This is a genomic window from Paraburkholderia sp. (genome assembly GCF_026225065.1).
Taxonomy (GTDB): Bacteria; Pseudomonadota; Gammaproteobacteria; order Burkholderiales; family Burkholderiaceae; genus Paraburkholderia.
Genome location: NZ_JAMFSB010000367.1, coordinates 17,092 through 42,670, shown reverse-complemented (window position 1 = coordinate 42,670; position 25,579 = coordinate 17,092). Strand labels below are relative to the sequence as shown.

The window sequence follows — 25,579 nt, the reverse complement described above, 5'->3', positions numbered from 1 at the left end:
TTGCCTCCTGAAGCGTTAGATCGAGCGCTTGCTCATCTGCCCGGTGATGTAGTCGGCCTGTCTTATCGCCAGTGTCACGATCGTCAAGGTGGGGTTTTCGGCGGCGCCGGTCGTGAACTGGCTGCCGTCGGAGATGAACAGGTTCGGCACGTCGTGGGTCTGGCCGTAGCTGTTGCAGACGCCATCCTCGGCCTGGGCACTCATGCGCGCGGTGCCGAGGTTATGCGTGGACGGGTAGGGTGGCACGCGGTACACCTTTTTCGCGCCGGCCGCTGTGTAAACCGCTGTGCCTTGCGTGAACGCGTGTTCGCGCATTGCCTCGTCGTTCGGATGGTCGTCGAAATGCACGTTGGCCACGGGTTGCCCGTATTGGTCCTTGACGTCGCCATTCAACGTGATTCGATTGGTTGCGCGTGGCATGTCCTCTCCGACAATCCACATCCCTGCGGTGTAGGCGTATTCGTCCATGGCTTGCGTGAACTTTGGACCCCATGCGCCGGGATCGAGGAACGCGGCGTAAAACGGCAGCCCTAGCGAGATGGTTTCCATATGGTACCCGCCGGCAAAGCCACGCTTCGGATCGAACACGGCTTCGTCCTCGATAATGCCGGCCATCGTGGTGCCCTTGAACATGTCGACCTTCTCGTCGAACACCGCGTACACGGAGCCCGTGGTGTGACGCATATAGTTGCGCCCCACCTGACCTGACGAATTGGCGAGTCCATCGGCAAACCGCCCCGAGTGCGAATTGAGTAGCAGGCGCGGCGTTTCAATCGAATTGCCCGCTACCGCAACAATGCGCGCTTTCTGCCGTTGCAACTGGCCGTTGCTATCGTAGTAGACCACTTCTTTCGCTTTGCCGCGAGCATCGTGCTCGATGCGAACCACGTGCGCTTGCGTGCGTAGTTCCATATGACCGGTTGCCTGAGCGCGCGGCAGTTCGGTGTACAGGGTCGACCACTTGGCGCCGGTGCGGCAGCCCTGGAAGCAGAAGCCGCGCTGAAAGCAGTGACTGCGGTCGTCGCGCACCGTGCTGTTGATCGCCATGTGCCCGGTATTGCATTCCTTGTAGCCCACCTTCGTGGCGCCGGCGGACATGACCTTGAAATTGTTGTTGCCCGGTAAGCCGGGCAAGCCGTTGGTGCGGGTCACGCCCATTTTCTTTTCGGCGCGGTCGTAGTACGGGTTGAGTTCTTCGCGCGTCAACGGCCAGTCGAGCAGATTGGCGTCCTTGATGTCGCCGTAATTCGTCTTCGCCTTGAACTCGTGAGGCTGGATGCGCAGGCTTGCCCCGGCCCAATGCGTGGTCGTGCCGCCTACGGTCTTGCAAATCCATGCAGGCAGGTTAGGAAAATCCTGGGCCACACGCCACGTTCCGGAGGTGGTGCGCTTGTCTGTCCATGACAGCATCTGGAACGCGCCCCATTCGTCGGTAAGGAAATCGCCTTGTGTGTGCAGTGCGCCGGCTTCCAGCACCACGACGTTGACGCCCTTCTGCGCGAGTTCGTTCGCGAGCGTGCCGCCGCCCGCGCCAGAACCGATAATGACGACGACGTGGTCGTCGTTGTGGGAGAACTTCACTTTATTGTTGTCCTGGTTCATCATTCGTCTCCATGCGTTTTCTATCGCGGTGTGGTTAGCTATCCGAAGGGATCGGGCCGCTGTCGGAGGCTGGCGGATTAGGCAGCCACGACAGACTGTTGAACCCCTTGTACAGATAACCGGCGTCACCTTCGGATGCCCCGTATCCAAAATGCGTGTACGCGAGCGTGTTGGCATACAGCGAAACCACTGCGGTGCTGCGTACGGTGTTGAAAAACGGCGTGCCGGCCATTGATGCAACATCGCGTGCCTGAGACGCGGTGTCCCGCTTGGCCCAGTTCGAACCGCCGAGCGCATCGAGTTGCTGGACACCGCTCGCGAGTTGTTGCTGCACCATAGGGTCTTTGCGCGCCTTTGCGTCCAGGTCCTTCACGACGAGTGCGTACACGGCGTCGTCAAGTGTTGGATGGGGATAGACCTGGCGCGTGAAAGCGAGAATCACCTCACCCTGGTGGCTGTCGAGGCCCTGCAATTCGACCGCCCAGACGCGGCTTGGCGCGAGTGCGGCGAAGATCGAGGAAAGCGCTAGCGTGCCTGTGATGACACCCGTCCCCCTCAACAACTCCCGGCGCGTAAGCGGGATTTTCAGCACGACCGAAGCCGCGTGCTCTGCGTGTTCCATATGCTCATGGGGTTCGGCACGTTGCACGTGGCCGGACGCGATGGGGATCACCCTTGTATTCATCGTTGTCTCCTTGGTGTGATTTGAACCGGGCACTACGGCGACGGGTTTTATTGGTAATGGCCGTGGCGCTCCAGGACTTCAATCTTGTAACCGTCTGGATCCTGAATAAAGAAGTAGCGGGCGAGCAGTTCGCCGCTGTCGTTGCGAAACTCGCGTACGTCGGTGGGGGACATGCCAAGTTCGACGAGACGCTGGCGCTCGGATTTGACATCGTCGACACAGACCGCGACATGGCCGTAGCCATCGCCGTGTGTATAGGGCTCGGTGCGCCCTTTGTTCCAGGTCAGTTCGATTTCCTCATCCGTTTCTGCGTTGCGCAGATAGGCGAGCGTGAACTCGGGAAAATCGAGCCGGTGCGAGACCTCGAGACCGAACGCCTGGCGGTAGAACTGCAGCGAACGTTCGAGATCCACAACACGGATCATCGTATGGATTAACTTGGCCATTACCGTATCCCCCTCCTTGTGACTCAAGTTTAGGTGGAGGGATCGGTGGGAGGGTAATGCCCGGCTAAACGGCGCTAGGGACTTGCCCTATGCTGCACGCGCGACGGATCATCAGGCCGGGCGGGTTTGACGATGCGTGAGGGGCATGTGGGGGCAGCGTCGCGAGGCAGCGTGCAGTGCAACACAGCACAGCATGCGGGGCGTATCTTCGGGCGCCGTCATCGATGGGCCTGCTGACCGGTCACGCCGCGCTTCGGGCGAAGCAACGCGTCAAGGTCGCGCAGGCCGAGCCGCGGACGAAAGTACCATTGCAATCTATGCAGGCGCGATGCCGATACAGGTCGCCTGGCATGTGAACGTGATTCTGATCTGTTCATCCTGGTCCTCTGGACAGCGTGCATTAACTACTCGCGTATCGACCGGAATGTGTCCGTGCTTTAGGTTTCGAAAGACTTCGAAAGTTAAAAGAGTGCGAAGAGTACGTGACGCGAACTGAGACGTTTGCGTTTCACGCTGTCCAAATCGCTATCGATGGAATGGAACTTGCACTCTCCGGGTTGGAAGCAGGGCTATGAAGCCGAATCGAACTCACCAGGGAGAAAGGACATGACATTCAAAGTTATCGTGCTGACCGCGAGCATTGTCTTGATGGCAATGGCCGGAGAAGCGACCGCTGCGGGATGCCTGAAAGGCGCAGCGGCTGGAGGCGTTGCGGGCCACTTTGTTGGCAACGGTCACGCAGCGGTTGGCGCGGCAGGGGGATGTGCGGTCGGCCATCATATGGCGGCGAAGAAGGCGAAGCAGGATGCGGCTAGAACACAGGACCAGCAAGCGGCTCAGCAGGGGCAATCGCAGGCTCGGTAAGCTTGCCCGGCAATAAATTCCCGCGGGTGGTTAGCTTTGCTGCTGCAGGGCTAACCTGCTTGAGGTTGTCGCGGCTACGCAGAGCCCGAGCATCGTAAACATCAGATCATTCGTTGACAGGCTTCACCTGGCGCCGAGGCTTCTCGCAGGCTGCTCGGCTTTAGGAAGGAGCGCGCCGATCATAAAGCCTCTCTCCGTTCTGCTCATGATCACACGGCCTCTATGTTTGGTGGCGGTGAAATTGACAAATGCCAGACCCAGACCGAATCCGCTTGCTTCATTGATCACGCCGGAAGGCAGCCGGACAAAGCGTTCCGCGACACGGTCGGTTTCCCTTGCCGGAATGCCCGTGCCTTCATCCTCCACACCTATAAGCAGGCCCTCACGCGTATCCGCGAGGATGCAGCGCACGGTAGCGTCACGCGGTCCGTATTTCAATGCATTGTCGAGCAGGTTGGTGACGAGGCGGGTCAATAGCAGGCTGTCGGCAAGACACACCAGTGACGTGTCTGGCGCTTCAATGGAGATGCGGCATCCTTTAGCGACAGCCTTCTCGTAGAGCTGGTCGACGGCGACGATCAGTATCTCGTTCAGGTTGACTATTTCGAATTGCCGCGATTCCGACTGTGCACGCGCCAGATTGAGGAAGCCGTCCGCCAGTTCCAGTGCATTGGTGGCATGCGTGGCAATACGTTCGAGCAGCGGCGTGAGCGTGCCATGTTCCATGCGATAGAATTCGAGCAGCGCCAGAATGGACGTTTGCGGCGAACGCATGTCGTGGGAGAGAAAATCCATTGCATCGTCGCGCTGACGCAGACTAATGTAGGAAGCCGAATGATATCGGATTCGTGCGATCAGCTCGATTGAATCGGGTAGTTTGACCAGGTAGTCGTTGGCGCCGGCAACGAATGCTGCGCTTTTGACCGTAGGCTGTTCCCGCGAGGACAGCACGATAACCGGCACATTTGCCGTGACAGGGTGAGTGCGATAGCTGCGCACGATATCCAGCCCATCTATGCCTGGCATGATGAGATCCTGAAGGATCACCGTGGGCCTTATCCGGCACGCCATGGAAAGGGCTTCGCGCCCCTCGGTGCAGACATGGAGGTGGATGCCGGTTTCGTTCTCGAGGGCGCGTCTTATCACCTCTCCAACAATCGGTTGATCGTCGACCAGTAACACGGTTGCGACAGGGACGATTGGAGTCTGAAGTGTATCCATGGTGGCGATAGGCGATCGGACGAACCCGAGCGCGGTCCAGATCGAAACGTTCGGGAAAGGAACGCGGCGATGTCCAGGCTGGTCTGGTTATATTTCGCGGCAGAGAGCCCAGTTTAAAGGCAACGAACACCAGCCGGGAGATCGGGTTCGTTAAGGATTGTTAATTGATCCCATATCGCTATGGCGCAATCCGCTGGTGTCGGAGAGAAGCGGCCTAAACGGCAGGGATAGCTGGATTTTTGAAGCGCTCGACCAGAAAGTCTACGAACGCTCGTGCGCGTGCGGACTGATTGCGTTTGCTTGGATAGTAGACAAAGAGGTCTGCCGAGGGCTGCACAAACTCTGGCAGAACAATGCGCAGTCGTCCGCTCTCCAGGTATTTCGCCAGGTCCCATTCCGAGCGGATCAAGATGCCGTGTCCGTCGAGCGCCCAACCCAGAACGATGTCGCCGTCGTTGCTTGACAGCGTGCCTTGCACTTTTACCACCTCGGTGTGTCCTTTGTGCATCAGGCGCCAGATTCCGTAGGCGTCGTCGTTCTGGCGATGGACGATGCACTGGTGATCGGAAAGGTCGGCAAGCGTCGCAGGCGTGCCGTGCTGCTCCAGATACCGTGGCGATGCGCAGAGGAATCTGCGATTCGACATGACGCGCCGCGCGTTGAGCCGCTTGTCGGGCAGCGAACCGAAGCGGATGGCAAGGTCGACACCGCTTTCTACAAGATCGATCGGCCGGTCGGTAACGTCAAGCTGCACTTCCACATGCGGATGACGTTTTGCGAACTCGGAAACAAGCGGTGCGATCGTGGTGCGGCCGAACCCCAGCGTCGCGTTTACGCGCAGCAGTCCTCGCGGCATTGACCGGCTGGACGAAACGGCATCTTCCATCTCCCGCACCTCGGCCAGAATCCGCGTCGCGTGGTGCAGGTAGGTTTCACCCTCAGCGGTCAGGCTGACGCTGCGCGTGGTGCGGTTCACCAGTCGCACGCCGAGCCGCGCCTCCAGCTGGGCGAGCCGCTTGGTCGCTGCGGGCGGCGTCAGATCGAGTTCGCGTGCGGCTGCGGTCAGATTGCCGTGTCGTGCGAGCAGGACGAAAAACTGCAGATGGGAGGCTAGGTCAGTCTTCACCGTAAGTTAATAAAGAAGTCACTTTCAGTGAATCATAACGCTACTCGCAGGGCATAACCTAGCGGCTCTTACAGCCCGTTGCATCGACGACGCGCGATGCCGCCAGGAGACCCGCATGAAAATCGTTGAAATCCGCGAAAAAACCGTCCTCATCAGCTCACCGATCCGCAACGCCTATATCGACTTCAGCAAGATGACGCTGAGTCTGGTCGCCGTAGTGACCGACGTCGTCCGTGACGGTAAGCCGGTTGTCGGGTACGGCTTCAACTCCAACGGCCGCTACGGGCAGGGGACACTGATGCGCGAGCGCTTCATTCCGCGTCTGCTCGAAGCCGCTCCGGACACGCTTATCAATGACGCTGGCGACAATCTCGACCCCCACAAAATCTGGGCCACGATGTTCTCGAACGAGAAGCCGGGCGGTCACGGCGAGCGTTCGGTCGCCATCGGCACGATCGACATGGCGGTCTGGGATGCCGTCGCGAAGATTGAAGGCAAGCCGCTCTTCCAGTTGCTGGCCGACCGCTACGGCAATGGTCAACCCGAGCGTAAGGTTTTCGTGTACGCCGCGGGCGGTTACTACTACCCGGGACAGGATCATGGAAAGCTCAAGGACGAGATGCGCAGCTATCTCGACCGGGGCTATACGGTGGTGAAAAAGAAAATTGGCGGAGCATCGCTCGACGAGGACCTGCGTCGCATCGATTCGATCCTGAGCGTGCTGGGCGACGGCCAGAAGCTTGCGGTCGATGCCAATGGCCGCTTCGATCTCGACACCGCGATTCAATATGCGAAGGCGTTGTCGCAGTACGACCTGTTCTGGTACGAGGAACCGGGTGATCCGCTTGACTTCGAACTGCAAGCGACACTGCGCAACTATTACGCCAATCCGATGGCGACCGGCGAAGACCTGTTTTCGATGCAGGACGCCCGCAACCTCATCCGCTATGGTGGCATGCGCCCGGATCGCGACTGGTTGCAGTTCGACTGCGCGTTGAGCTACGGGCTGGTCGAATACCTTCGTACGCTCGACATGCTTCGTCAGCATGGCTGGTCGCCGAGCCGCTGCATCCCGCATGGCGGTCACCAGATGTCGTTGAACATCGCGGCTGGCCTTGGGCTTGGCGGCAACGAGTCGTATCCGGATCTGTTCCAGCCGTATGGTGGGTTCCCGGATGGCGTGAAGGTCGAGAATGGCCATATCACCATGCCCGATTTGCCGGGTATCGGCTTTGAGGGCAAGGCCGATCTCTTTGCGGAGATGAAGAAGCTTTCCGCGTAAGCCGTCAGCGAAACCGCGCCGGCTCAAAGTGCCGGCGCAGCGTCCATATAAAAGCAAAGAGGACGACAGGAGACAGACATGCTGGTTTCAACGATTGGAAAGTATCTTTCCAGGCTTTATGTACAGGTCCTGATTGGCATTATCGCCGGCATTCTGGTCGGACACCTCTATCCTGAGACCGGCGATCAGCTCAAGCCGTTAGGGGACCTGTTCATCAAATTGATCCGGATGTCGCTTGCGCCCATCATCTTCGCTTCGGTGGTGGTCGGCATTGCGCGCATGAGCGATCTTCACGAGGCGGGTCGAGTCGGCGTCAAAGCGCTTCTTTACTTTGAAGTCGCATCCACCATCGCGCTCGCCATCGGTTTGCTCGTCGTGAACGTCATCAAGCCTGGCAGCGGGATGAACATCGACCCGGCGCATATCGATAGCGCGTCGATTGCAAGCTACACCCACGCGGCGCAGCAGCACGGTACGCTCGATTTCTTGATGAGTATCGTGCCGAACAGCATCGTCGGTGCGTTCGCTAACGGGGACATGCTGCCAATCATCTTCTTCTCAGTGTTATTCGCGATCGCCCTCGCTAAACTGGGGCCACGTACCGCGCCGCTGGTCGACATGCTCGATATGTTCCTGCAGGGCATGTTCGGCGTGGTTCGAATCGTCATGTATGTCGCACCGATCGGCGCTTTCGGCGGCATGGCGTTCACGATCGGCAAGTACGGGATCGGCACGCTGGCATCGTTCGGTCAACTGATGTTCTGCCTTTACCTGACTTCGACCGTCTTCGTGGTCGTCGTGCTAGGCGCCGTCATGCGGCTATGTGGGCTGTCCTTGTGGAAGTTTCTCCGTTACATCAAGGACGAAATCCTCATCACGCTCGGTACGGCTTCGACCGAAGCGGTGCTGCCTCAGATGCTCATTAAAATGGAGAAGTTGGGTTGTTCGCGGCCCGTCGTTGGAATGGTATTGCCGACGGGTTACACGTTTAATGCGGATGGCACGGCAATCTACCTGACGATGGCGACTATCTTCATTGCGCAAGCCATGAACATTCACCTGACGATCTGGGATCAGCTGTTGGTGATGAGCGTGCTTCTGCTGACCTCCAAGGGCTCCGCCGGTGTCGCGGGTGCTGGCTTCGTCGCACTCGCGGCCACGCTGTCGACCATGCACAAGGTTCCTGTGGCCGGCCTGGTGCTGTTGCTAGGCGTCGATCGTTTCCTCAACGAAGCGCGCGCCGTTACCAATCTGATCGGCAACGGTGTGGCAACCATTGTGGTGGCGCGATGGGAGGGCGCGCTCGATATGACGACGGCGCGAGCGGTACTCGATCGCGATATTGATACCGGCATTGATGCTTCGACCCCGCCCGTGAAAGATGAAAGTTTTTTTAGAAATTAAATTCTATTTTATAAATGGCTTTGATTTATAAATTTCAATTAGCCGACGCTTAAATTTCAAGCGATAAGCTTCCGTTAATTCTGTTGCGTCTTATGAGAGGATGCAGCGCTGGATGTAGTTAAATTGAGACATGAAGCGCGCGGCTTCGCGGTTCACGGGCCTGCGATATCTCCTCTCGATGCATGCGTTTTTAGTACCGTCCATTGAGTAGCCGCGTCAATAGCCATTGAATTCAGGAACGTTAAAGTTTTATGAATTTTTGCCCTCAAAAACAGGAAGGCTGATTTCCACGATTTGCGCAGTCATTGCAATTGGGCCCAACCCTATACTCCACCCGTTTTCATGGCGGTCGCCGATCGCTAGATGGGAAACACGAACTTGAATATGGGGTGAGGTTTTGATCAAGATGCGATATCTGGCCGCTGCGTCGGCCATGCTTTTGGCTGGAGCGGCACACGCGCAAAGCAGCGTCACGCTCTTCGGGCTCATCGATACCGGCGTCGTTTACCAGAACAACGCGCGCGTGTCGGAATCGAGCGCCACGTCGCCGGGGGCTAGCTCCTGGTCGATGCAAAGCGGCAACGTCTTCACGTCGCGTTGGGGTCTGCGCGGCTCGGAAGATCTTGGCGGCGGGCTTGCCGCGGTCTTCTGGCTCGAGAACGGTTTCAACGTTGACAGCGGCGCCCTGAAGAACGGTGGCGACCTGTTCGGCCGGCAAGCCTGGGTCGGTCTGCGTTCGGAACAGTACGGCACGCTCTCACTCGGTCGTCAGTACGACTTCATGGTCGACTACGTTGCACCTTTGAGCGCGACTGGTTCGGGCTTCGGCGGCAACCTTGCGTCGCACGTGTACGACAACGACAACCTGAACAACGACTTGCGTCTGAACAACTCGGTCAAGTTTAGCAGCGCTTCGTATGGCGGCTTCAAGGCAGGCGCGATGTATGCGTTCTCCGGCGAGGCGGGTGACTTCTCCAACAATAGCGCGTACAGCCTGGGTACGAGCTATACGTATGGTCCGTTCAATGTCGCGGCCGCGTACCTGCAGATCAACCGCACGGCGCAGTCCGCACTGGCGAACGCAACGGGTGCAGTCAGCACGGGCGACGGCGACCAGCTCACGACGGGTGGCAGCCAGCAGATCTACGGCGCGGGTGCCCAATACAAGTTCGGCAAATCTTCAGTTGGCGTGGTGTGGACGCATTCCGTCACCGACAACGTGACGGGCATCTGGCAAGGCGGCAGCACTTCCACGGGTGCGATCGGCGGCAGCTATATCAAGTTCGACAACTTCGAAATCAACGGCCGCTATTTCGTGATGCCGGACTTTAGCCTGGGCGTGGCGTACACGTACACGACGGGCGGCTTCGGCGGCGCGACGAAGGGCTTCACGTCGGCCACGCCGCATTGGAACCAGGTGATGGCTCAGGCCGATTACTTCCTTTCGGCTCGCACCGATGTCTACCTGGAAGGTGTCTATCAGCGCGTTGGCGGCGGCAACGGCAATGCAGCGTTTGACGCCAGCGTCTACAGTCTGGATCCGTCCTCGAATAACACGCAGGTGGTTGTTGCGGTTGGTTTGAAGCACCGCTTCTGATCTCGTAGCTAGCGGTAGGCACGGCCCTGCAGGGCGCCGCGAGGCGTGTTGCAGGGCCGTGGTTTTTGCAAACTTCCCCGCGCCGCCGATATGAGGGTACGGGTTGCGCGCTTTTGAGCGTGACTTGTTAGCGGCGACCGCTGCGCCCCCACACATACCGCACCCAACGCTGCCATCTGCTGCGCGGCATGGTATTAGCATCATGGCCGGCGCGCGCTTCACGATCGCGTTCGACGCTCTTTTGCACCTGTTCGTGGATCTGGCGCAACGACATGCCGCCAGGTCCTTTCAGTTTGTCGGGATCAGCATCAGTGTCGGGATCAGGATCGGGGAGGTCTGTCATGGGAATGACTTGTCAGGAATGGATCGCCCCGATCTTGAGCCTTCTGGACGTTCACGGCAAGCGGGCACTGCCGAGGCGCTACCCGTCTTCCGCGCGGTATGAGTCTTTTCGCGGGGGAACAACTTCAAATCCGCAGGGACTGGCACAATCGGGGCGACCTTCGATCCTTTGGGAATCCTCATGCCAGACCCCGCCCCGGCTTCACGGCGTATTGCGCCGCTGTTTGCCCTGTTTCCCTTCCTGCGTCCTTATGCCGGACGCTGGGCACTCGCGTTTCTCGCCCTGATCACCTCGGCCGGGGCGACGCTGGTGTTGCCGGTGGCGTTCCGATACCTGATTGACCGAGGCTTTGCGAGCGGTGAACGCGTGCACATCGATCGCTATTTCCTCGCGATGTTTTTCGTTTCGCTGATCCTTGCTGCCGCGACGGCGCTGCGCTTCTATCTGGTGTCATGGCTAGGGGAGCGCGTCACGGCCGACTTGCGGCGCGCAGTCTACGAGCACGTGCTGGGGATGAGCCCGCAGTTCTTTGAAACCACGCAGACCGGCGAAGTGCTATCGCGGCTTACGGCTGACACCACGTTGATCCAGGCGGTGGTCGGCACGAGCCTTTCCATGGGCTTGCGCAACTTCTTCATGCTAACCGGCGGCGTGGCCATGCTGGTGGTGACCAGTCCCGTGCTGTCGGGCTATATCATCGCCACGCTGCTCGTGGTGGTCGCGCCTATCATCATCTTCGGACGGCGCGTGCGGCGGCTCTCGCGTGCCAGCCAGGATAAGATCGCGAACACGAGCGCACTGGCGGGCGAAGTGCTCAACGCCATGCCGACTGTGCAGTCCTATACGCAGGAGCCTTTCGAGGCGAAGCGGTTTGGCGGCGCGGTGGAAGTGGCCTTTGAAACTGCGCTCACGCGTATCCGGGCGCGCGCGTGGCTGACCGCCGTGGTGATCGTGCTGGTGTTTAGCGCGATCGTCTTCGTGCTGTGGCTCGGGGCGCAGGCGGTGCTGGCCGGCCGCATGACCGCCGGCCAATTGTCCCAGTTCATTCTCTACGCGGTGTTCACCGCTGGCGCCGTGGGGGCGATCGCGGAAGTGTGGGGCGACCTGCAGCGTGCAGCTGGCGCGACTGAGCGGTTGCTGCAACTGCTGGCCGCACGCTCGCCGGTGGTGCAGGCCGAATCCACTATTACGTTGCCGGCGCGCGGGGACGGCATCCGTTTTGACAACGTGAGCTTCTCGTATCCGTCACGTCCTGGCATCGCTGCGCTCTCCGCGCTCTCGCTGCATGTGCGTGCGGGCGAGCATGTTGCGCTGGTGGGACCTTCCGGCGCCGGCAAGACCACCTTGTTCCAGTTGCTGCTGCGCTTTTACGACCCACAGGGCGGCACGATTCTGATCAACGGTGTGCCGACGGGGCAGGTGCCGCTCGATGAACTGCGCCGCGAGATTGGTGTGGTGCTGCAGGAATCTGTGATCTTTTCGGGTAGCGTGCTCGACAACGTTCGCTACGGTGCGCCCGAAGCGACGCTCGCGCAAGTGCAGCGCGCCGCGGAAATGGCCGCGGCGGCGGGCTTTATCGAAGAACTGCCGCAAGGCTACGACACGTTTCTCGGTGAACGCGGCGTGCGGCTTTCAGGTGGACAGCGGCAGCGCATCGCAATTGCTCGCGCGATCCTGAAGAATCCGCCCATCCTGTTGCTCGACGAGGCCACCAGCGCGCTCGATGCCGCCAGCGAACGGCTCGTGCAGAAAGCGCTCGACAATGCCGCGCAAAACCGCACCACGCTCGTCATTGCGCACCGGCTCGCGACCGTTCAGCAGGCCGACCGCATTGTCGTGCTGGAACATGGCCGCATCATTGCGCAGGGACGTCATGCCGAACTCCTTCTGAGCTCACCGCTTTATGCCCAGCTTGCGGCCTTGCAGTTCGGCGAGCCGCTGGCGCAGACGGCCGCGGCCGGGAGTCATCAACCGAACTTCTGATAACATCTTGCCCCTTCCAGCCAGTACGGCTGGGCTGAACACAACCTGCAACGGCGGTGACCCAGCGAGGGCGGCATGTCTCAGATCGTGGTGGAAGGGCTGGCTAAAACCTATCGCATCGCAGAACGGCAACCGGGCCTGCTCAGCATGGTCCGGCGTCGCTGGCGCGAGGTGGAGGCGCTCAAGGACGTCAGTTTCAGCCTGCAGCGCGGCGAACTGCTCGGCTTTATCGGCCCCAACGGGGCCGGCAAGTCCACCACCATCAAGATCCTCTCCGGCATCCTGCGGCCCACTTCCGGCAAGGTCGTGGTCGAAGGCCGTGTGCCGTACAACGATCGCATCGCGCATGTCGCGCGCATCGGTGCGGTGTTCGGCCAGCGCAGCCAGTTGTGGTGGGACCTGCCTGTCATCGACGGCTTCGATCTGCTGCGCGACATCTACCGCGTCGAACCTGCAGCGTACATCAGGACTCTTGACGAACTGGTCGCCATGCTGCGGCTCGAACGCATACTCGATCAACCTGTGCGGCAACTGTCGCTCGGGCAGCGGATGCGCGCCGAGCTTGCCGCGGCGCTGCTGCATGCACCGCCGATTCTCTTTCTCGATGAGCCGACCATCGGCCTCGACGCGCCGTCGAAGCTGGCGGTGCGTGAGTTCGTCAAAAAGCTCAATCGCGAGCGTGGCGTCACGGTGCTTCTGACTACGCATGATATGCACGATATCGAGGCGTTGGCTCAGCGTGTGATTGTGATTGGGCACGGCCGAGTGTTGGCCGACCAGTCGTTCGATGCGCTGCGTGCCGGTGCGCTCGCCGATCGCCGCCTGCTGGTGGATTTCGCCGGCGAGGCGCCAGATGTGTCCATCGATGGTGCGCAGTTGCTTCGACGCGAAGGCCGTTCGGTAGAACTTGCCTTCGATCCCCGCGTGATCAGCGCACCGGCTCTCATCGCACGCATTGCTGCCGAACATGCCGTGGAGGATATCCGCGTCGAGCAGCCTGCAATCGAAGAGGTGATTGCCCGCTTTTACCATTTGCATGGCGCGGCCGAGGCCTGATTCGATGAACAGCCTTCGTCCCTACGTGGCGGCCTTCGTTGCCCGCTTCAAGACCATGCTGCAATACCGGGCCGCCGCGCTTGCGGGCTTCACCACGCAGTGCTGGTGGGGCGGTCTCAAGGTGATGGTATTCGCGGCGTTTTACGGTCACTCGACGCACCCGCATGCGTCTATGACACTTGCTCAGGTCATCACGTACACGTGGGTGGGGCAAGCGTTGCTTACCCTGCAACCGTGGGGCGGCGACCCCGAGGTCGCGGCGGCGGTGCGCACGGGCGGGGTGAGCTACGACCGTCTGCGCCCTGTCGACACCTACACATGGTGGTTCATTCGCGCCACTGCATGGATGACCGCGCGTGCCGTGCCGCGCGCTGCGCTGATGTTCGCGGCCGCCGCGGTGTTGCTGCCGTGGGCCGGTCTTGATGCATGGGCGTGGCGTGCACCGGCGGATGCAACCCAGGCCGGGCTATTTGCGATCTCGCTGCTACTGATGATCCTGCTAGGCGCAGCGTTCACCATGCTGATCAATCTTTGCATCACGGCGACGCTAACCGATCGCGGCATCAACACGCTCGCGCCCGCACTTGTGATTCTGTTCTCCGGCAATCTGATCCCATTGGGTCTGTTTCCCGACGGGGTACAGCCGCTGCTGATCGCGCAACCGTTCGCAGGCATGCTCGACATACCCACGCGAATCTACATTGGTGCGCTGAGTGGCGGGGCCGCCTGGGGCGGACTTGCGTTGCAGGCGTTCTGGACACTGGTTTTTGTCATACTCGGCCGTAAAGGAATCGACAGTGTGATGGCACGTCTCGAAGTGCAAGGGGGCTGAGCCGATGAACGCCTGTTACCTGTTGCGCCGCTACTTCATGACCTCGATCCGCGCGCAGCTCCAATATCCGGCCTCTAGCCTGATGTTGGCCTGCAGCGCATTCCTGACCAGTGTCATTGAACTCGCGGCAATCTGGGCGCTGTTTAATCGCTTCGGAGAGGTACAGGGCTGGCGTTTTGGCGACATCTGCCTGTTCTTCGGCATGGTCAGCATCAGCTTTTCGATTGCGGACTTCATGAGCCGGGGTTTCGACGTGTTTGGCAATGAGTTCGTGCGAACCGGGGATTTCGACCGCGTGCTGCTGCGGCCGCGCACGGCAACGCTACAACTCATCGGATACGATTTCCGGCTGCGTGTTGTAGGGCGGTTACTGCAGGGTCTGCTCGTGTTGGGCGTTGCCACCCGAGCACTCGAGTTTCACTGGAGTGCCAGCGCGGTTGCGTTGGCGCTCTGGACTACCGCCGGTGGTGTTGCGTTGTTCTTCGGGTTGATTGTCCTGCAGGCGACGCTTGCGTTCTGGACCGTGGAGAGCCTCGAGGTGGTCAACGTCGTCACGTATGGCGGCGTGCAGGCCGCGCAATATCCCCTTGGCTTATATACCGGCTGGTTTCGCAACTTTCTGATCTTCGTTGTGCCGATTGCGTGCGTCGCCTACTTCCCCGTGCTCGCGATCTTGCACAAAGCCGACCCGCTCGGTGCACCCGGCTGGTTTTTGCCGCTGGCGCCGGCGGTCGGATTTGTGTTTCTTGCGGTAAGTTTTGCGGTATGGAGCCTGGGGGTGCGCAAGTACACGTCAACGGGGACTTGACGTTCAGGGGCACCGACTCCTGCGCCCAACGGCGCGATCAGCGTGCAGGCTAGCGACGCGGTGATTGCTTTCGGCGTCACCACCCCTACGGCGGTTACGATCAGCAACGGCGACCTGCAAGGCGGCGTGATTCAGCTGACGGACGATGGCGCGGTCGAGACGATTACGGCTTCCGGTGCGTCGGCGGTCAACGTTGTCGTGACGGCGGGCGGCCAGACGGCGACGTATTCGGAGAATGTGGACAGTCTTGAGCAGTTGACTGGAAGCTGAGCGGGAATCGGTGCGGGCCGTAGCGCGGGGTTTCGGCCTGGTAGTAGTGACCTGATTGCGCTTAGTATTAGTAGCGGTAGAACACGTCCTGCAGATCGGCGTTGCGTTGTTCGCTGCCAAGCGAGAGCATCAGCAGGAGCCGCGCTTTCTGCGGCACCTGATCGTCGACGACGAGCCAGTCGTACTCGTCGTCCGGTTGCGCGGCGTTGCGTATCACGATGCCGCTGCCGGTTCGCGAGGCTCGCACGATCTGCACGCCGCGGCGTCTTGCGCGCTGCAGCGCGCCGACCACATGCGCCGCAACATTGCCGTTGCCGGTAGCCGCATAGATCAATCCGCGTACACCGGATTGCGCGGTGGCGTCGATCACGGCGGCGTCGATGCCGCCGTGTGCATAGACAATGCCGACTTCCGGCAATTCGTCGATCGTATCGATCGACCACTGGGTGTCGACCGTATGGCGGCGCGCCGGCGTGCGGTAATAGCGCGGGCTGCCTTCGACGATATATCCGAGCGGGCCATAGGGCGAGCGGAACGATTCGAGCTTGAACGTGCTGGTCTTGACGACATCGCGCGCGCTATGAATCTCATCGTTCGAGACGACCAGCGTGCCCTTGCCATGAGAGGCCCGACTGCCAGCCACGAGAATCGCGTTATACAGATTCAACGGACCATCTGCGCTGAGCGAAGACGGTGGCCGCATCGAGCCGACCACCACCACGGGCTTCGAGCTCTTCAACGTTAGATGCAGAAAGTAAGCGGTCTCGTCGATCGTGTCGGTGCCATGCGTTACCACGATGCCGTCGATATCGTCCTGCTTGAGCAGCGTATCGATGCGCTTGCCGAGTTTCAGCAGATGCTCGGTTGAAAAGTTCTCCGAACCGATCTGCATCAGTTGCTCGGCGCTCACGCGCGCAACGGTTAGCGCTTGCGGAATGCCTGATAGCACCTCGTCGATCGACAGAACGGAGCACGCATAAGCGGACGTGTTGACCGACGATGCACCGCGTCCTGCGATGGTCCCGCCTGTACCGATCACGACGATGTGGGCCTTGTCTTTCATGACAGGCAATGTACGGGTAAAGCCGGCAATGCGATTGCACCAATCTGCAGAAAAATAGAAGAAAGGCGACAAGGAGCGTGGGTTGCAGTCACGCGTCCGCTGCTGGCACCCCCACCGAGGCGCGCAGTTTTCCGGGCGTCACACCGTAGGTTTCCTTGAACACGCGAATAAAGTGCGCGGAGTCGGCGAAGCCGCACTCGTACGCGACATCGGTGACCCGTCTGGCGGTATTGAGCAACATCCAGCGCGCGTAGCGCAGGCGCATCTGGCGATAAAACTCGTTGGGCGACGTTTTCATGGCCGTCATGAAGGCGCGCTCGAGTTGCCGTACGCTGGTGCCGCTCATTTTGGCGATCACGGCGATATTGAGCGGCGCTTCGAGGTTCTCTTCCATCAGGATGATCGCGTGCCGCACCGTCACGTCGTCAACGGAGAGATAGCCTAGCGCGCGACGCCGTTCGACGAACGAGCTGCCGCTTTGCCGGCTGACCGTCATCTGATGAATCACCTTCGATGCGCGGTCGGCGCCGCAATGCAGGCTGATCAGGCGGGTCGCGAGTTCGATGACCGAGATGCCGCCGGCGCAGGTAATGCGATTGCCGTCGATCAGGTAGTCGCTGTGCGTGATGACGCGCAGCGCGGGGAACATCTGCTGGTAATCCTCGAGATGAAAGCTGTGTACGCAGGCCACGTGGCCTTCCATCAGCCCCGCGCGTGCCAGCACGAAACTCCCTGTGCACATGCCGATTAGCGGAATTCCCGCTTGATCCGCTTGCCGAAGGTAATCCCAATAGCGTGGCTGGGCATCGTCGAGATGCGGCAGCAGGCCGCCAATCGCGACGATGTAATCGAACTGGTCCACCGCCGGAAACGCGGCCTGCGCCGTTACCCTGACGCCGCAACTCGCCTCGACCACCTCGTTCTGTTCGCCGATGATGGTCCATGAACAGCGCAAGGGCCGGCTCTGATCGCCCAGATCGGCGGCGTGCCGCAGCGCATCGCACAGCCCGGCCAGCGAGAGCAGCGGGAAGCGCGGCCAAAGAAGAAAACCCACGTTGAGCTCAGCAGAGCTCGAGCGTTTGCAACACTGTTCCGGCATGTCCACGGCGTGATCCAGACGTTCGACCAGTTCGCGGCCCGCGGGGAGATCGTCGCCGCGAATTGCATTTTCGGACTGGCGCATGGCGGTTTCCTGATCGAAGAAACAGGGCTTGAGTTGAACGATAAATTGAACACGGCCAGTATAAGGCCGGCTGCCCGCATCAATAAGGGTAATCCGCGCTGCCGCAATTCTTCTGTTTTCGGGCCGATCGGTTCAATGCCGATCTTTTCGTTCTGACTACATTCGCCCTAACCCATGAGCCATATCGCATCTGGCGAGCGTGGCTGGGGTAGGTGAACGCGCAAGGCATCGTGGTCCGTTGCAGGTGTTTGTCAGTTGCTTCGCGCAGCGCGTTCCTGATTGAACCAACACTATGGCGGGTGAGGTATGAGCATGTTCGTAGGGTTTCGTCGTATGACGACGATCGGCGTTCTGGGTGGGCTGGTCACGGCGGGCATGGGTTTGGCCCGGGCGGACGAAGTAGTCAAGATTGGCCACGTCGCACCGCTGACCGGGGCGAACGCCGAGTGGGGCAAAGATACGGAAAACGGCGCACGTCTGGCCGTGGAGGAAATCAACGCGAAAGGGCTCGTCATCGATGGCCACAAGGTGACGCTCGAACTGGACGCCCAGGATGACGCCTCGGATCCGCGTCAGGGCACCCAGGTTGCGCAAAAACTGGTCGACGATCACGTCGCCGCAGTGGTTGGCCATATGAATTCAGGCACCACGATTCCGGCTTCGAAGATCTACAGCGATGCCGGCATCGTCGAAGTATCGCCCTCGGCAACCAATCCGGTTTATACGCAACAGGGCTTTAAGACTGCGTACCGGGTGGTGGCGACGGACGCGCAACAGGGACCCGCGCTGGCGAATTACGCACAGAAGGATCTGAAGGCGAAAACCGTGGCGATTGTTGACGACGCAACCGCGTATGGTCAAGGGCTCGCCAACGAGTTCGAGAAGCAGGCGAAGGTGGACGGGCTCACCGTGTTGTCGCATGACGCGACGAACGACAAGGCGGTTGATTTCCGGTCGATTCTCACGAAGATCAAGGGCGAGCATCCGGACATCATCATGTATAGCGGCATGGACGCCACTGGCGGACCGTTTGCCAAGCAGGCGCGTGCGCTCGCTATTACTTCGCGTGTGCTGGGTGGCGATGGCCTGTGTGCCGACTCATTGGCGAAGCTGGCGGGCGACGCCGCCGACAACGTAGTGTGCTCGATTGCCGGCATGCCGCTTGAAAAGATGCCTGATGGTCCCGCGTTCGAGCAGCGTTACGAAGCACGCTTTCATCAACATGTTCAATTGAACGCACCGTTCGCCTACGACGCTGTGTACATCATCGTCGATGCGATGAAGCGCGCGAATTCGACCCAGCCCGCAAGCATTCTCGCAGCGATGCCGGCGGCGAATTTTGTCGGCGTGCTGGGGCGGACCCAGTTCGACGCGCATGGCGATCTGAAGCAAGGCGCGATCTCGCTCTATGACTACAAGAGCGGTAAGCAGACGCTGCTTACGGTGGTGAAGATGTAAGCGCAATGCGACGCTACACGCCAAGGCGCGGTAAAGTCCGGTTTCCGGTGATGTGTTTGCAACTGTTCCCCGACAGACTCGCAACCCCAGCCGCGACCGGCTCGTGATGGAGACAGAGCCCGCGGCCTACAAGGAAGCTGGCGCATATGAAAAAGCTCATCAACGATGTTTCCGCGGTAGTCCCCGAAATGCTCGACGGACTCGCCGCGCTCAACCCCGGCCTTTCGTTGCTGCAGGGCGGCACGATCATCGTGCGAGCCGATGCCGAAGTGGCTGCCCGGCGCGGCGAGGTTGCGCTGATTTCCGGTGGTGGCTCAGGCCATGAACCGGCACACGCGGGCTACGTCGGCGCGGGCATGCTCAGCGCAGCGGTGGCCGGTGAAGTGTTCACCTCGCCGTCGACGGACGCCGTGCTCGATGCAATCCGTGCCGTAGCGGGTCCCGCGGGCGTGCTGCTGATCGTCAAGAACTACACGGGCGACCGCTTCAATTTCGGCCTCGCCGCCGAGATCGCGCGCGCCGAGGGCATCAAGGTCGAGATGGTGATTGTTGCGGACGATGTCGCGTTGGCCGCAAGCGGCGAGCATGCCGGCCGGCGCGGCCTGGCTGGCACGGTGCTGGTTCACAAGATCGCGGGCGCGGCTGCCGCCGAGGGACGTCCGTTAGCAGAAGTGGCCCAGGCCGCTCGCGAGGGCGCCAGCAAGCTCGGCACCATGGGCGTGGCGCTGACGCCGTGTACGGTGCCGGCGGCAGGCAAGGCGGGTTTTACGCTGGCCGATGGTGAGATCGAGTGGGGGCTAGGAATCCACGGCGAGCCAGGTGTCGAACGCGGCGCGCTGGAGCCTGCCGATGCAATTGTCGCGCGGCTGCTTGCGAAGATCGTCGACGACCTTGCGCTGCAAGCGAACGAGCGGGTCGCGTTGCTGGTGAACAACCTCGGCGGTACGCCGCAGAGCGAGTTGAGCATTGTGGCCGCTTCGGCGCTGCGCTACCTTGGGGAGCGGCACATCAAGGTCGAGCGCGCGTGGGCTGGCACTTTCCTGAGCGCGCTGGAAATGGCCGGTGTTTCGCTTACCTTATTACGTCTCGATGATCAGCGACTGGCGTGGCTCGACGCGCCTGCGCATACTTCGGCGTGGCCCGCTTTGAGCGGCCATGTCGCGCGGCGGTCTTTCAAAGACGCACCGATCGCGCCTCGTGAAAACAACGACGCGCGGCTCGCACGCGAATCCGCGTTGCGCCGTGTAATCGAAGCGGTTTGCGCGTGTCTGATCGATGCGGAGCCGGTCCTGACCGAGATGGATCAACGCGTGGGCGATGGCGATCTGGGCATCAGCCTCTCGCGCGGCGCGCGTGGCATCCTCCACGAAATGGACAATTACCCGGCAGAGACGGCGCCGGGCGCGGTATTGCGGGCCGCGTCCGCGACAGTCCGGCGTGTCGTGGGTGGGACCTCGGGGCCGCTCTATGCGGTCATGTTGCTGCGGGCGGGCAGCGCGCTCGATCAATCTAACGGGTTCGATGCGAAGCGTTGGGCGGACGCGTTTAGTGCGGGTGTTTCGGCGCTGATGGAACTCGGCGGCGCGCATCCTGGCGATCGCACCATGGTGGATGCACTGCAGCCTGCCGCCGAGGCGTTGCAAAGTGCGCTCGCGCGATCGGCTGATGCCGACGCAGCCTTGCTGGCCGCAGTCGATGCAGCCGAGGCGGGCACGGAACAGACGGCGTCGATGAGTCCGCGGCTAGGGCGTTCCAGTTACGTCGGCAAGCGTGCGCTCGGGTTCGCCGATCCTGGTGCGCACGCGGTAGGACTTTGGCTTGCTGCAATACGAGCAGCGTTGCAGGGTCTCTAACGCCTCAGCCGGGAATCATGTCGGGAATCTCCGCCACGAGGGCATCGATCGCGCAACGGGTCTTGAGCGGCAGATAGCGCGTCTTGGGCCACACCGCATGGATGTCCTGCGCCCGCACGCCACAGCGCTCCCTCACGACGGCGAGCTCACCTGTCTGCACGTGGCGTTTCAACAGCCAGCATGGCAAGTGCACCAGGCCGAAACCGGCAATGCCGGCGTCTGCAATTGCCTGGACGTCGTCTAGGCTCAGTTGCGGCGTGATGCGCAACTCCTGTTGATGGCCGTCGCTATCGAGCACGCGCCAAGGCGCCGATACTCCACCGCGCGAATAGGCGATTCCTGCGTGCCCGTGGAGGTCGTCGAGGTCCGCGGGCATGCCGTATTTCTTCAGATACGACGGCGCGGCGCCGATGCTCATGTGCTGCACACCGAGACGGCGAGCGGCGAGACTCATGCTGTCATGCAGGTCGCCGATGCGCACCGCGAGATCAAACCCTTCCTCGATGAGATCCACGGCCCGGTCCGTAAACGACATGTCGATCTGCAGTTGCGCATGCTTGCGTGCAAGTTCGAACAGCACGGGCGCGACGCATTGATGGCCGAAAGCAATCGGTACGCTGACACGTAAGCGGCCACGCGGGTCGGTGCGCTCACTCTCGAGATCGGCCTCTGCCGCTTCAAGTTCGGCTAGCGCCCGCACGCAGCGGTCGTAATAGGTTTGACCTACTTCGGTCAGCGTCTGGCTGCGTGTAGTGCGATGCAGAAGACGCACGCCGAGCCGGCTCTCGAGCCGCGTAATCACCTTGCCGACCGCTGAACGCGTGAGGTGCATGCGCTCGGCCGCCAGCGTGAAACTGCCCGCGTCAACCACCTGTACGAAGGTCGTCACGCCATCGAGCCTGTCCGTCATATTGGGTCCCTACAGGAATAATTCACGGGAAAAACTCTCGTCAATGGGGAAGTACGGTCCCGATATATTAATCCTGAACTCGCGCTCAGCGCGATCGGACCTTACTCAACCTCCGGCGGTATCCATGACGCACACCCGTAATCCGAGAAACGCCCTCGCACTGGCGGCGGTTTGTTTGACCTCATTGATGTTCGGCCTCGAAATTTCCAGCGTGCCGACTATTCTCCCAACGCTTCAGACTGTGCTGCATGGCGATTTCAAGTCGATGCAATGGATCATGAATGCGTACACGATTGCGTGCACAACCGTGTTGATGGCAACCGGCGCACTCGCGGATCGCTTCGGTCGAAAGCGCGTATACGCCACCACCATCGTGCTGTTCGCGATTACGTCGTTGCTTTGCGGAGTCGCGCAGAGCGTGTCGGCGCTGATCGTCAGCCGGTTTCTACAAGGAATCGGCGGGGGCGCCATGTTGATCTGCCAGGTGGCCGTGCTTTCACATCAGTTTCAGGAAGGTCGCGAACGTAGCAGGGCGTTTGCGGCCTGGGGAATCATCCTGGGCATCGGCCTTGGTTTCGGTCCCATCATTGGCGGTGTGATCGTCGCGGTATCGAACTGGCAGTGGGTTTTTCTGATCCATGTTTTCGTTTCGATCGTGGCACTGGGTCTGGTCTTCGCCGGTGTGCAGGAGTCGCGCGATCCAGAGGCGCAACGTCTGGATGTGGCGGGCGTCGTCACGCTTTCCGTAGCGTGCTTCGGCCTGGTTTACTACATCACGCAAGGCCCGGATCTGGGCTTCGCGAGCGGCGCTGCGATCAGCATCATTGCCGTAGCGGTGTTGAGTTTCATCGCATTCCTGGTGGTGGAGAGGCGTAGTCCCCGGCCCATGTTCGATTTCTCGGTGCTGCGCATCCGCAGCTTCTCGGGCGCGTTGTTCGGCTCGATGGGGATGAATTTCAGCTTCTGGCCGTTCATGATCTATTTGCCGATCTATTTTCATGGGGGCCTGGGTTACGCCAGCGTGAGCGCCGGTCTGTCGCTGCTCGCCTATACGTTGCCCACGCTGGTTGTTCCACCGCTAGCGGAGCGGCTCGTGCTTCGGTACGAGGCTCGCAGGGTGATTCCGCTTGGCATGTTCACGATCGGCCTTGGCTTCATCCTGATGAAGTTCGGCAGTAGTGCCGAGCATGCGGACTGGCTCACGATGTTGCCCGGCTGCCTGTTGTCCGGGATCGGACTGGGTTTGACGAACACACCGGTGACGAACACGGCCACCGGCGCAGTTTCTGCGGACCGCGCAGGGATGGCCTCGGGCATCGACATGAGCGCTCGGCTCATCACGCTTGCAATCAACATCGCGGTGATGGGGTTCATTCTTCTGGAGGGTGTGCTGTCGTACCTGAAGCATGCGCTTCCGTCGATTGCCGATGCGGGGCAATTGCAACTGCTTGCCGAAAAAGTGGCTGCGGGTGATACGAGTTTGCTAGACCATGGCGGGGCACTTGCGACGATCGATTCGCATGGCGCGATCGTTCATGCCGCGCTCGTGCATGGGTTTGGTCTGGTGATGCTCTATGGTGGTCTCGGCGTTTGGGCTTTAGCGCTGCTTAGCGCCTTGACGTTCGGTCCTGGTGTGCAGCCGCGCAGGGCAGCGAACTATGTCGCATAACGGGTCGCCAAAACGCTAACCTGTCGAGCAGGTCGTTGCGGCGCGGTAAGCCGGTTGATAATCGCCGCGCTTTCCGCGCCGCCTGTCTGGTTTTTCTGTTCGCTTGCGGCTTAACGTGAACAGAGGGTAGCGGCCTCTACCAGTGCGTCCTGTTGTGCGGGGTTCTGAAAGAACGCATCGAGGCTCGTGTGCTCATCGTTTGCAACCTGCTGAAGGCACAAGGTGTTGTTGGCGCGCACGCTTGAAACCGCTAGAACGGCAGCAATTGCAAACAAAGCAATCGCGACTAGCGTAATCGCGATGCCAATTGTCCAGTGCCGTTTTCCTTCTGCCTTGAGCGCGCGTCGCTGAGAAGCCTCACAGACATTCAAACGCTGTGCCGCAAGCTTTTCCATTCGGGTTCCCTCGATTTGATTAGCAAGGCAATCATCTGTGACGAAGAATGAGCACCGCAAAACAGGCGACCGAACACACGGACGACGCTAATCGAGTGCCTTTCGGACGTCGTGCATGGTGGAGACAGCGGATTCGAACAAGCCGGGCCCAATTTTCCTACGCAACGCTTTGGCAATTTCCGCGCTGGCATCGTTGATGGGTCGCTCAAGCGCCTTGCCTGAGCGGGTGGGGTACACCCCCCATTCCCTGCCGTCCGTTTCACCCTGACGCCGTTCCACTAACCCCTTGTCGTAAAGGTTGTCGATGAGACGGGTAGCGGTGGGACGAGCAATGCCCAGTAGATCTGCCACCTGACTGCTCAAACAACCGGGGGTTGCGAGCACGACACGTAGCACAAACCCTTGCGCCGGTGTGAGTCCAAAGCCGGCGTACGCAGTAGTCCATTCACGCTCGACCAGCCGGCCGAGCGCGACGGAGTTGAAGTAAAGGCAATGATCGAACATGGAGCGTATTAAAGCGCAATATGATTAGCTTGGCAACTAATAGTTTCAGGCAGAGACTACGCTCACCCAGTCTGGTTTCCTTTGAACGCGTTAACCCGAACGCTTGGCGTTGCCGTTGTAATAGTGCAAATCGCTGCTGTTGAGCAGTTGCTCCATGTAGGGACCGTGGCGCATCAAAGGCGCTGTCGCCAGGCATTCCTTCTTTCCGCGCAGCAGGTCGTCCTGCGTGAGGTCTGGATGGGCTCTCGCCGTCGGAGCGTCTTCCGCGCTCGGCCAGTGCTGGCAGAACAGGCTGAGCGGCTCGCAGGCATGCCGGAAGTGCGGATGAACTGGCTCGCGTTCCGGCATGTTGATGATCGCGCGCCGCCCGAAGCGATCGACCACTGCCGCGTACAGCATCTTCTCCAGAATGTCGCCGTCTTTCACGCGCAGCCCTGACAGCATCTCCAGGAACGCGGGCGTTGCCTTGGCAATGAAGAACTGGGTGGAGAGCGACTTTCTCTCGCGAATCCCATAGCGGATTCCAAGCGGCCTGACGGCGCTAGCGAGCCCGGCGCGCAGCCGCCTTCCAAATGAAGGCGAGCGTTTCCACTGCGGGATGCAATCGGTGCTCCAGGAGGAGGCAGCGATCAACGCATGGGGCTTTTCCGAAAGCTTCTCAAGATACCGCCTGATGACGTTCTGATCGAATATCCAGGTGTCGGCTTCGAGATGGATGACGTAATCGGCCTGAAAGCGGTTGACGGCAGCCGTGACCGAGGCGAGCAGCAGATCGGCGGCGCCGGAGGTCAGCGGCCGCGGCTCGCGCTTGACCAGAACGTCTTCGATATAACGCGTATAGCCGTCATCCGAACAGGCATGAACCACAGGCCATTTGTAGGCCCAGTTGAGCTTGATGATCTCCATGGAGATGCGCGCGCAATCGATACGATTGAACGAGGTCAGGCACACGACGACTTGCATGGTTGGAAATGACGGTCAGAAAATGAGCCGGACGGCGTGATGCATAGGGGAATCCCCATGGT

At 60.5% G+C, this 25,579-nt stretch carries 23 protein-coding genes; 12 read left to right on the top strand and 11 right to left on the bottom strand.

Features of this window, described 5'->3' with window-relative positions; all coding sequences use genetic code 11:
* Positions 1-15: 15 nt before the first annotated feature.
* From M0954_RS25715 to M0954_RS25705, 3 genes are read right to left on the bottom strand one after another with little or no spacing between them, the layout of a single operon-like run.
* Positions 16-1,602, bottom strand: a complete 1,587-nt coding sequence (locus M0954_RS25715) for a GMC family oxidoreductase (RefSeq protein ID WP_122156756.1) — start codon at positions 1,600-1,602, stop codon at positions 16-18.
* Between the two features lie 34 nt (positions 1,603-1,636).
* Positions 1,637-2,287, bottom strand: coding sequence for a twin-arginine translocation signal domain-containing protein (locus M0954_RS25710; protein ID WP_297356238.1), 651 nt, complete (start codon positions 2,285-2,287; stop codon positions 1,637-1,639).
* 47 nt (positions 2,288-2,334) lie between these two features.
* Positions 2,335-2,733 carry a VOC family protein gene (locus M0954_RS25705; protein WP_122156754.1) on the bottom strand — a complete coding sequence of 133 codons (399 nt, stop codon included), beginning with the start codon at positions 2,731-2,733 and terminating at the stop codon, positions 2,335-2,337.
* Positions 2,734-3,339: 606 nt separating this feature from the next.
* Here M0954_RS25705 and M0954_RS25700 point away from each other — a divergent pair.
* A complete protein-coding gene (locus M0954_RS25700) occupies positions 3,340-3,597 on the top strand; it encodes a hypothetical protein (RefSeq protein WP_122159280.1) in 258 nt (85 codons plus the stop codon).
* A gap of 123 nt (positions 3,598-3,720) precedes the next feature.
* Here M0954_RS25700 and M0954_RS25695 read toward each other — a convergent pair whose 3' ends face one another.
* Together M0954_RS25695 and M0954_RS25690 are read right to left on the bottom strand one after the other, a co-directional pair.
* Positions 3,721-4,818 (bottom strand): hybrid sensor histidine kinase/response regulator, encoded by a 1,098-nt coding sequence (locus tag M0954_RS25695; RefSeq protein ID WP_122156753.1) that lies wholly within the window; start codon positions 4,816-4,818, stop codon positions 3,721-3,723.
* Between the two features lie 214 nt (positions 4,819-5,032).
* On the bottom strand, positions 5,033-5,944 hold the full coding sequence (locus M0954_RS25690; RefSeq protein ID WP_297356236.1) for a LysR substrate-binding domain-containing protein: 912 nt from the start codon (positions 5,942-5,944) through the stop codon (positions 5,033-5,035).
* A 115-nt stretch (positions 5,945-6,059) separates the two neighbouring features.
* Here M0954_RS25690 and M0954_RS25685 point away from each other — a divergent pair, with 115 nt between their 5' ends.
* From M0954_RS25685 to M0954_RS25650, 8 genes are all read left to right on the top strand, one after another.
* On the top strand, positions 6,060-7,226 hold the full coding sequence (locus M0954_RS25685) for a mandelate racemase/muconate lactonizing enzyme family protein (protein WP_297356234.1): 1,167 nt from the start codon (positions 6,060-6,062) through the stop codon (positions 7,224-7,226).
* A gap of 78 nt (positions 7,227-7,304) precedes the next feature.
* On the top strand, positions 7,305-8,630 hold the full coding sequence (locus tag M0954_RS25680; RefSeq protein ID WP_133894126.1) for a dicarboxylate/amino acid:cation symporter: 1,326 nt from the start codon (positions 7,305-7,307) through the stop codon (positions 8,628-8,630).
* A 406-nt stretch (positions 8,631-9,036) separates the two neighbouring features.
* Positions 9,037-10,227: a porin gene (locus M0954_RS25675; protein WP_123387086.1), complete on the top strand. Its 1,191-nt coding sequence runs from the start codon at positions 9,037-9,039 to the stop codon at positions 10,225-10,227.
* 523 nt (positions 10,228-10,750) lie between these two features.
* Positions 10,751-12,553 (top strand): ABC transporter transmembrane domain-containing protein, encoded by a 1,803-nt coding sequence (locus tag M0954_RS25670; protein WP_123386316.1) that lies wholly within the window; start codon positions 10,751-10,753, stop codon positions 12,551-12,553.
* A 75-nt stretch (positions 12,554-12,628) separates the two neighbouring features.
* Complete coding sequence (locus M0954_RS25665) at positions 12,629-13,609, top strand: ATP-binding cassette domain-containing protein (RefSeq protein WP_123386315.1); 981 nt, start codon at positions 12,629-12,631, stop codon at positions 13,607-13,609.
* A 4-nt stretch (positions 13,610-13,613) separates the two neighbouring features.
* Positions 13,614-14,441 carry an ABC transporter permease gene (locus M0954_RS25660; RefSeq protein ID WP_297356232.1) on the top strand — a complete coding sequence of 276 codons (828 nt, stop codon included), beginning with the start codon at positions 13,614-13,616 and terminating at the stop codon, positions 14,439-14,441.
* A gap of 4 nt (positions 14,442-14,445) precedes the next feature.
* Positions 14,446-15,249, top strand: a complete 804-nt coding sequence (locus M0954_RS25655; RefSeq protein ID WP_122156746.1) for an ABC-2 family transporter protein — start codon at positions 14,446-14,448, stop codon at positions 15,247-15,249.
* Positions 15,250-15,291: 42 nt separating this feature from the next.
* Positions 15,292-15,519: a hypothetical protein gene (locus tag M0954_RS25650; RefSeq protein WP_122156745.1), complete on the top strand. Its 228-nt coding sequence runs from the start codon at positions 15,292-15,294 to the stop codon at positions 15,517-15,519.
* Between the two features lie 67 nt (positions 15,520-15,586).
* On the opposite strand, the gene M0954_RS25645 is transcribed toward M0954_RS25650, so the two are convergent.
* Complete coding sequence (locus tag M0954_RS25645) at positions 15,587-16,582, bottom strand: asparaginase (RefSeq protein ID WP_122156744.1); 996 nt, start codon at positions 16,580-16,582, stop codon at positions 15,587-15,589.
* Between the two features lie 88 nt (positions 16,583-16,670).
* Positions 16,671-17,765, bottom strand: coding sequence for a GlxA family transcriptional regulator (locus M0954_RS25640; protein WP_297356230.1), 1,095 nt, complete (start codon positions 17,763-17,765; stop codon positions 16,671-16,673).
* Between the two features lie 333 nt (positions 17,766-18,098).
* Here M0954_RS25640 and M0954_RS25635 point away from each other — a divergent pair, with 333 nt between their 5' ends.
* On the top strand, positions 18,099-19,223 hold the full coding sequence (locus tag M0954_RS25635; RefSeq protein ID WP_297356258.1) for a branched-chain amino acid ABC transporter substrate-binding protein: 1,125 nt from the start codon (positions 18,099-18,101) through the stop codon (positions 19,221-19,223).
* 146 nt (positions 19,224-19,369) lie between these two features.
* The gene (gene dhaK, locus M0954_RS25630) at positions 19,370-21,076 is read left to right on the top strand and encodes a dihydroxyacetone kinase subunit DhaK (RefSeq protein WP_297356228.1); all 1,707 of its coding nucleotides are present in this window, start codon (positions 19,370-19,372) and stop codon (positions 21,074-21,076) included.
* Positions 21,077-21,080: 4 nt separating this feature from the next.
* Here the strand turns inward: dhaK and M0954_RS25625 are convergent, their stop codons facing one another.
* Complete coding sequence (locus M0954_RS25625; protein ID WP_122156741.1) at positions 21,081-21,986, bottom strand: LysR family transcriptional regulator; 906 nt, start codon at positions 21,984-21,986, stop codon at positions 21,081-21,083.
* Between the two features lie 124 nt (positions 21,987-22,110).
* Between M0954_RS25625 and M0954_RS25620 the strand changes: the two genes are divergently transcribed.
* The gene (locus M0954_RS25620) at positions 22,111-23,655 is read left to right on the top strand and encodes an MFS transporter (protein ID WP_123386309.1); all 1,545 of its coding nucleotides are present in this window, start codon (positions 22,111-22,113) and stop codon (positions 23,653-23,655) included.
* A 110-nt stretch (positions 23,656-23,765) separates the two neighbouring features.
* Here the strand turns inward: M0954_RS25620 and M0954_RS25615 are convergent, their stop codons facing one another.
* From M0954_RS25615 to M0954_RS25605, 3 genes are all read right to left on the bottom strand, one after another.
* Positions 23,766-24,050 carry a hypothetical protein gene (locus tag M0954_RS25615; protein WP_122156740.1) on the bottom strand — a complete coding sequence of 95 codons (285 nt, stop codon included), beginning with the start codon at positions 24,048-24,050 and terminating at the stop codon, positions 23,766-23,768.
* Between the two features lie 87 nt (positions 24,051-24,137).
* Entirely contained in the window at positions 24,138-24,554 is a 417-nt protein-coding gene (locus M0954_RS25610) for a MarR family winged helix-turn-helix transcriptional regulator (protein WP_297356226.1), read from the bottom strand.
* A gap of 90 nt (positions 24,555-24,644) precedes the next feature.
* Positions 24,645-25,460, bottom strand: a complete 816-nt coding sequence (locus M0954_RS25605) for a hypothetical protein (RefSeq protein WP_297356223.1) — start codon at positions 25,458-25,460, stop codon at positions 24,645-24,647.
* Positions 25,461-25,579: the final 119 nt, after the last annotated feature.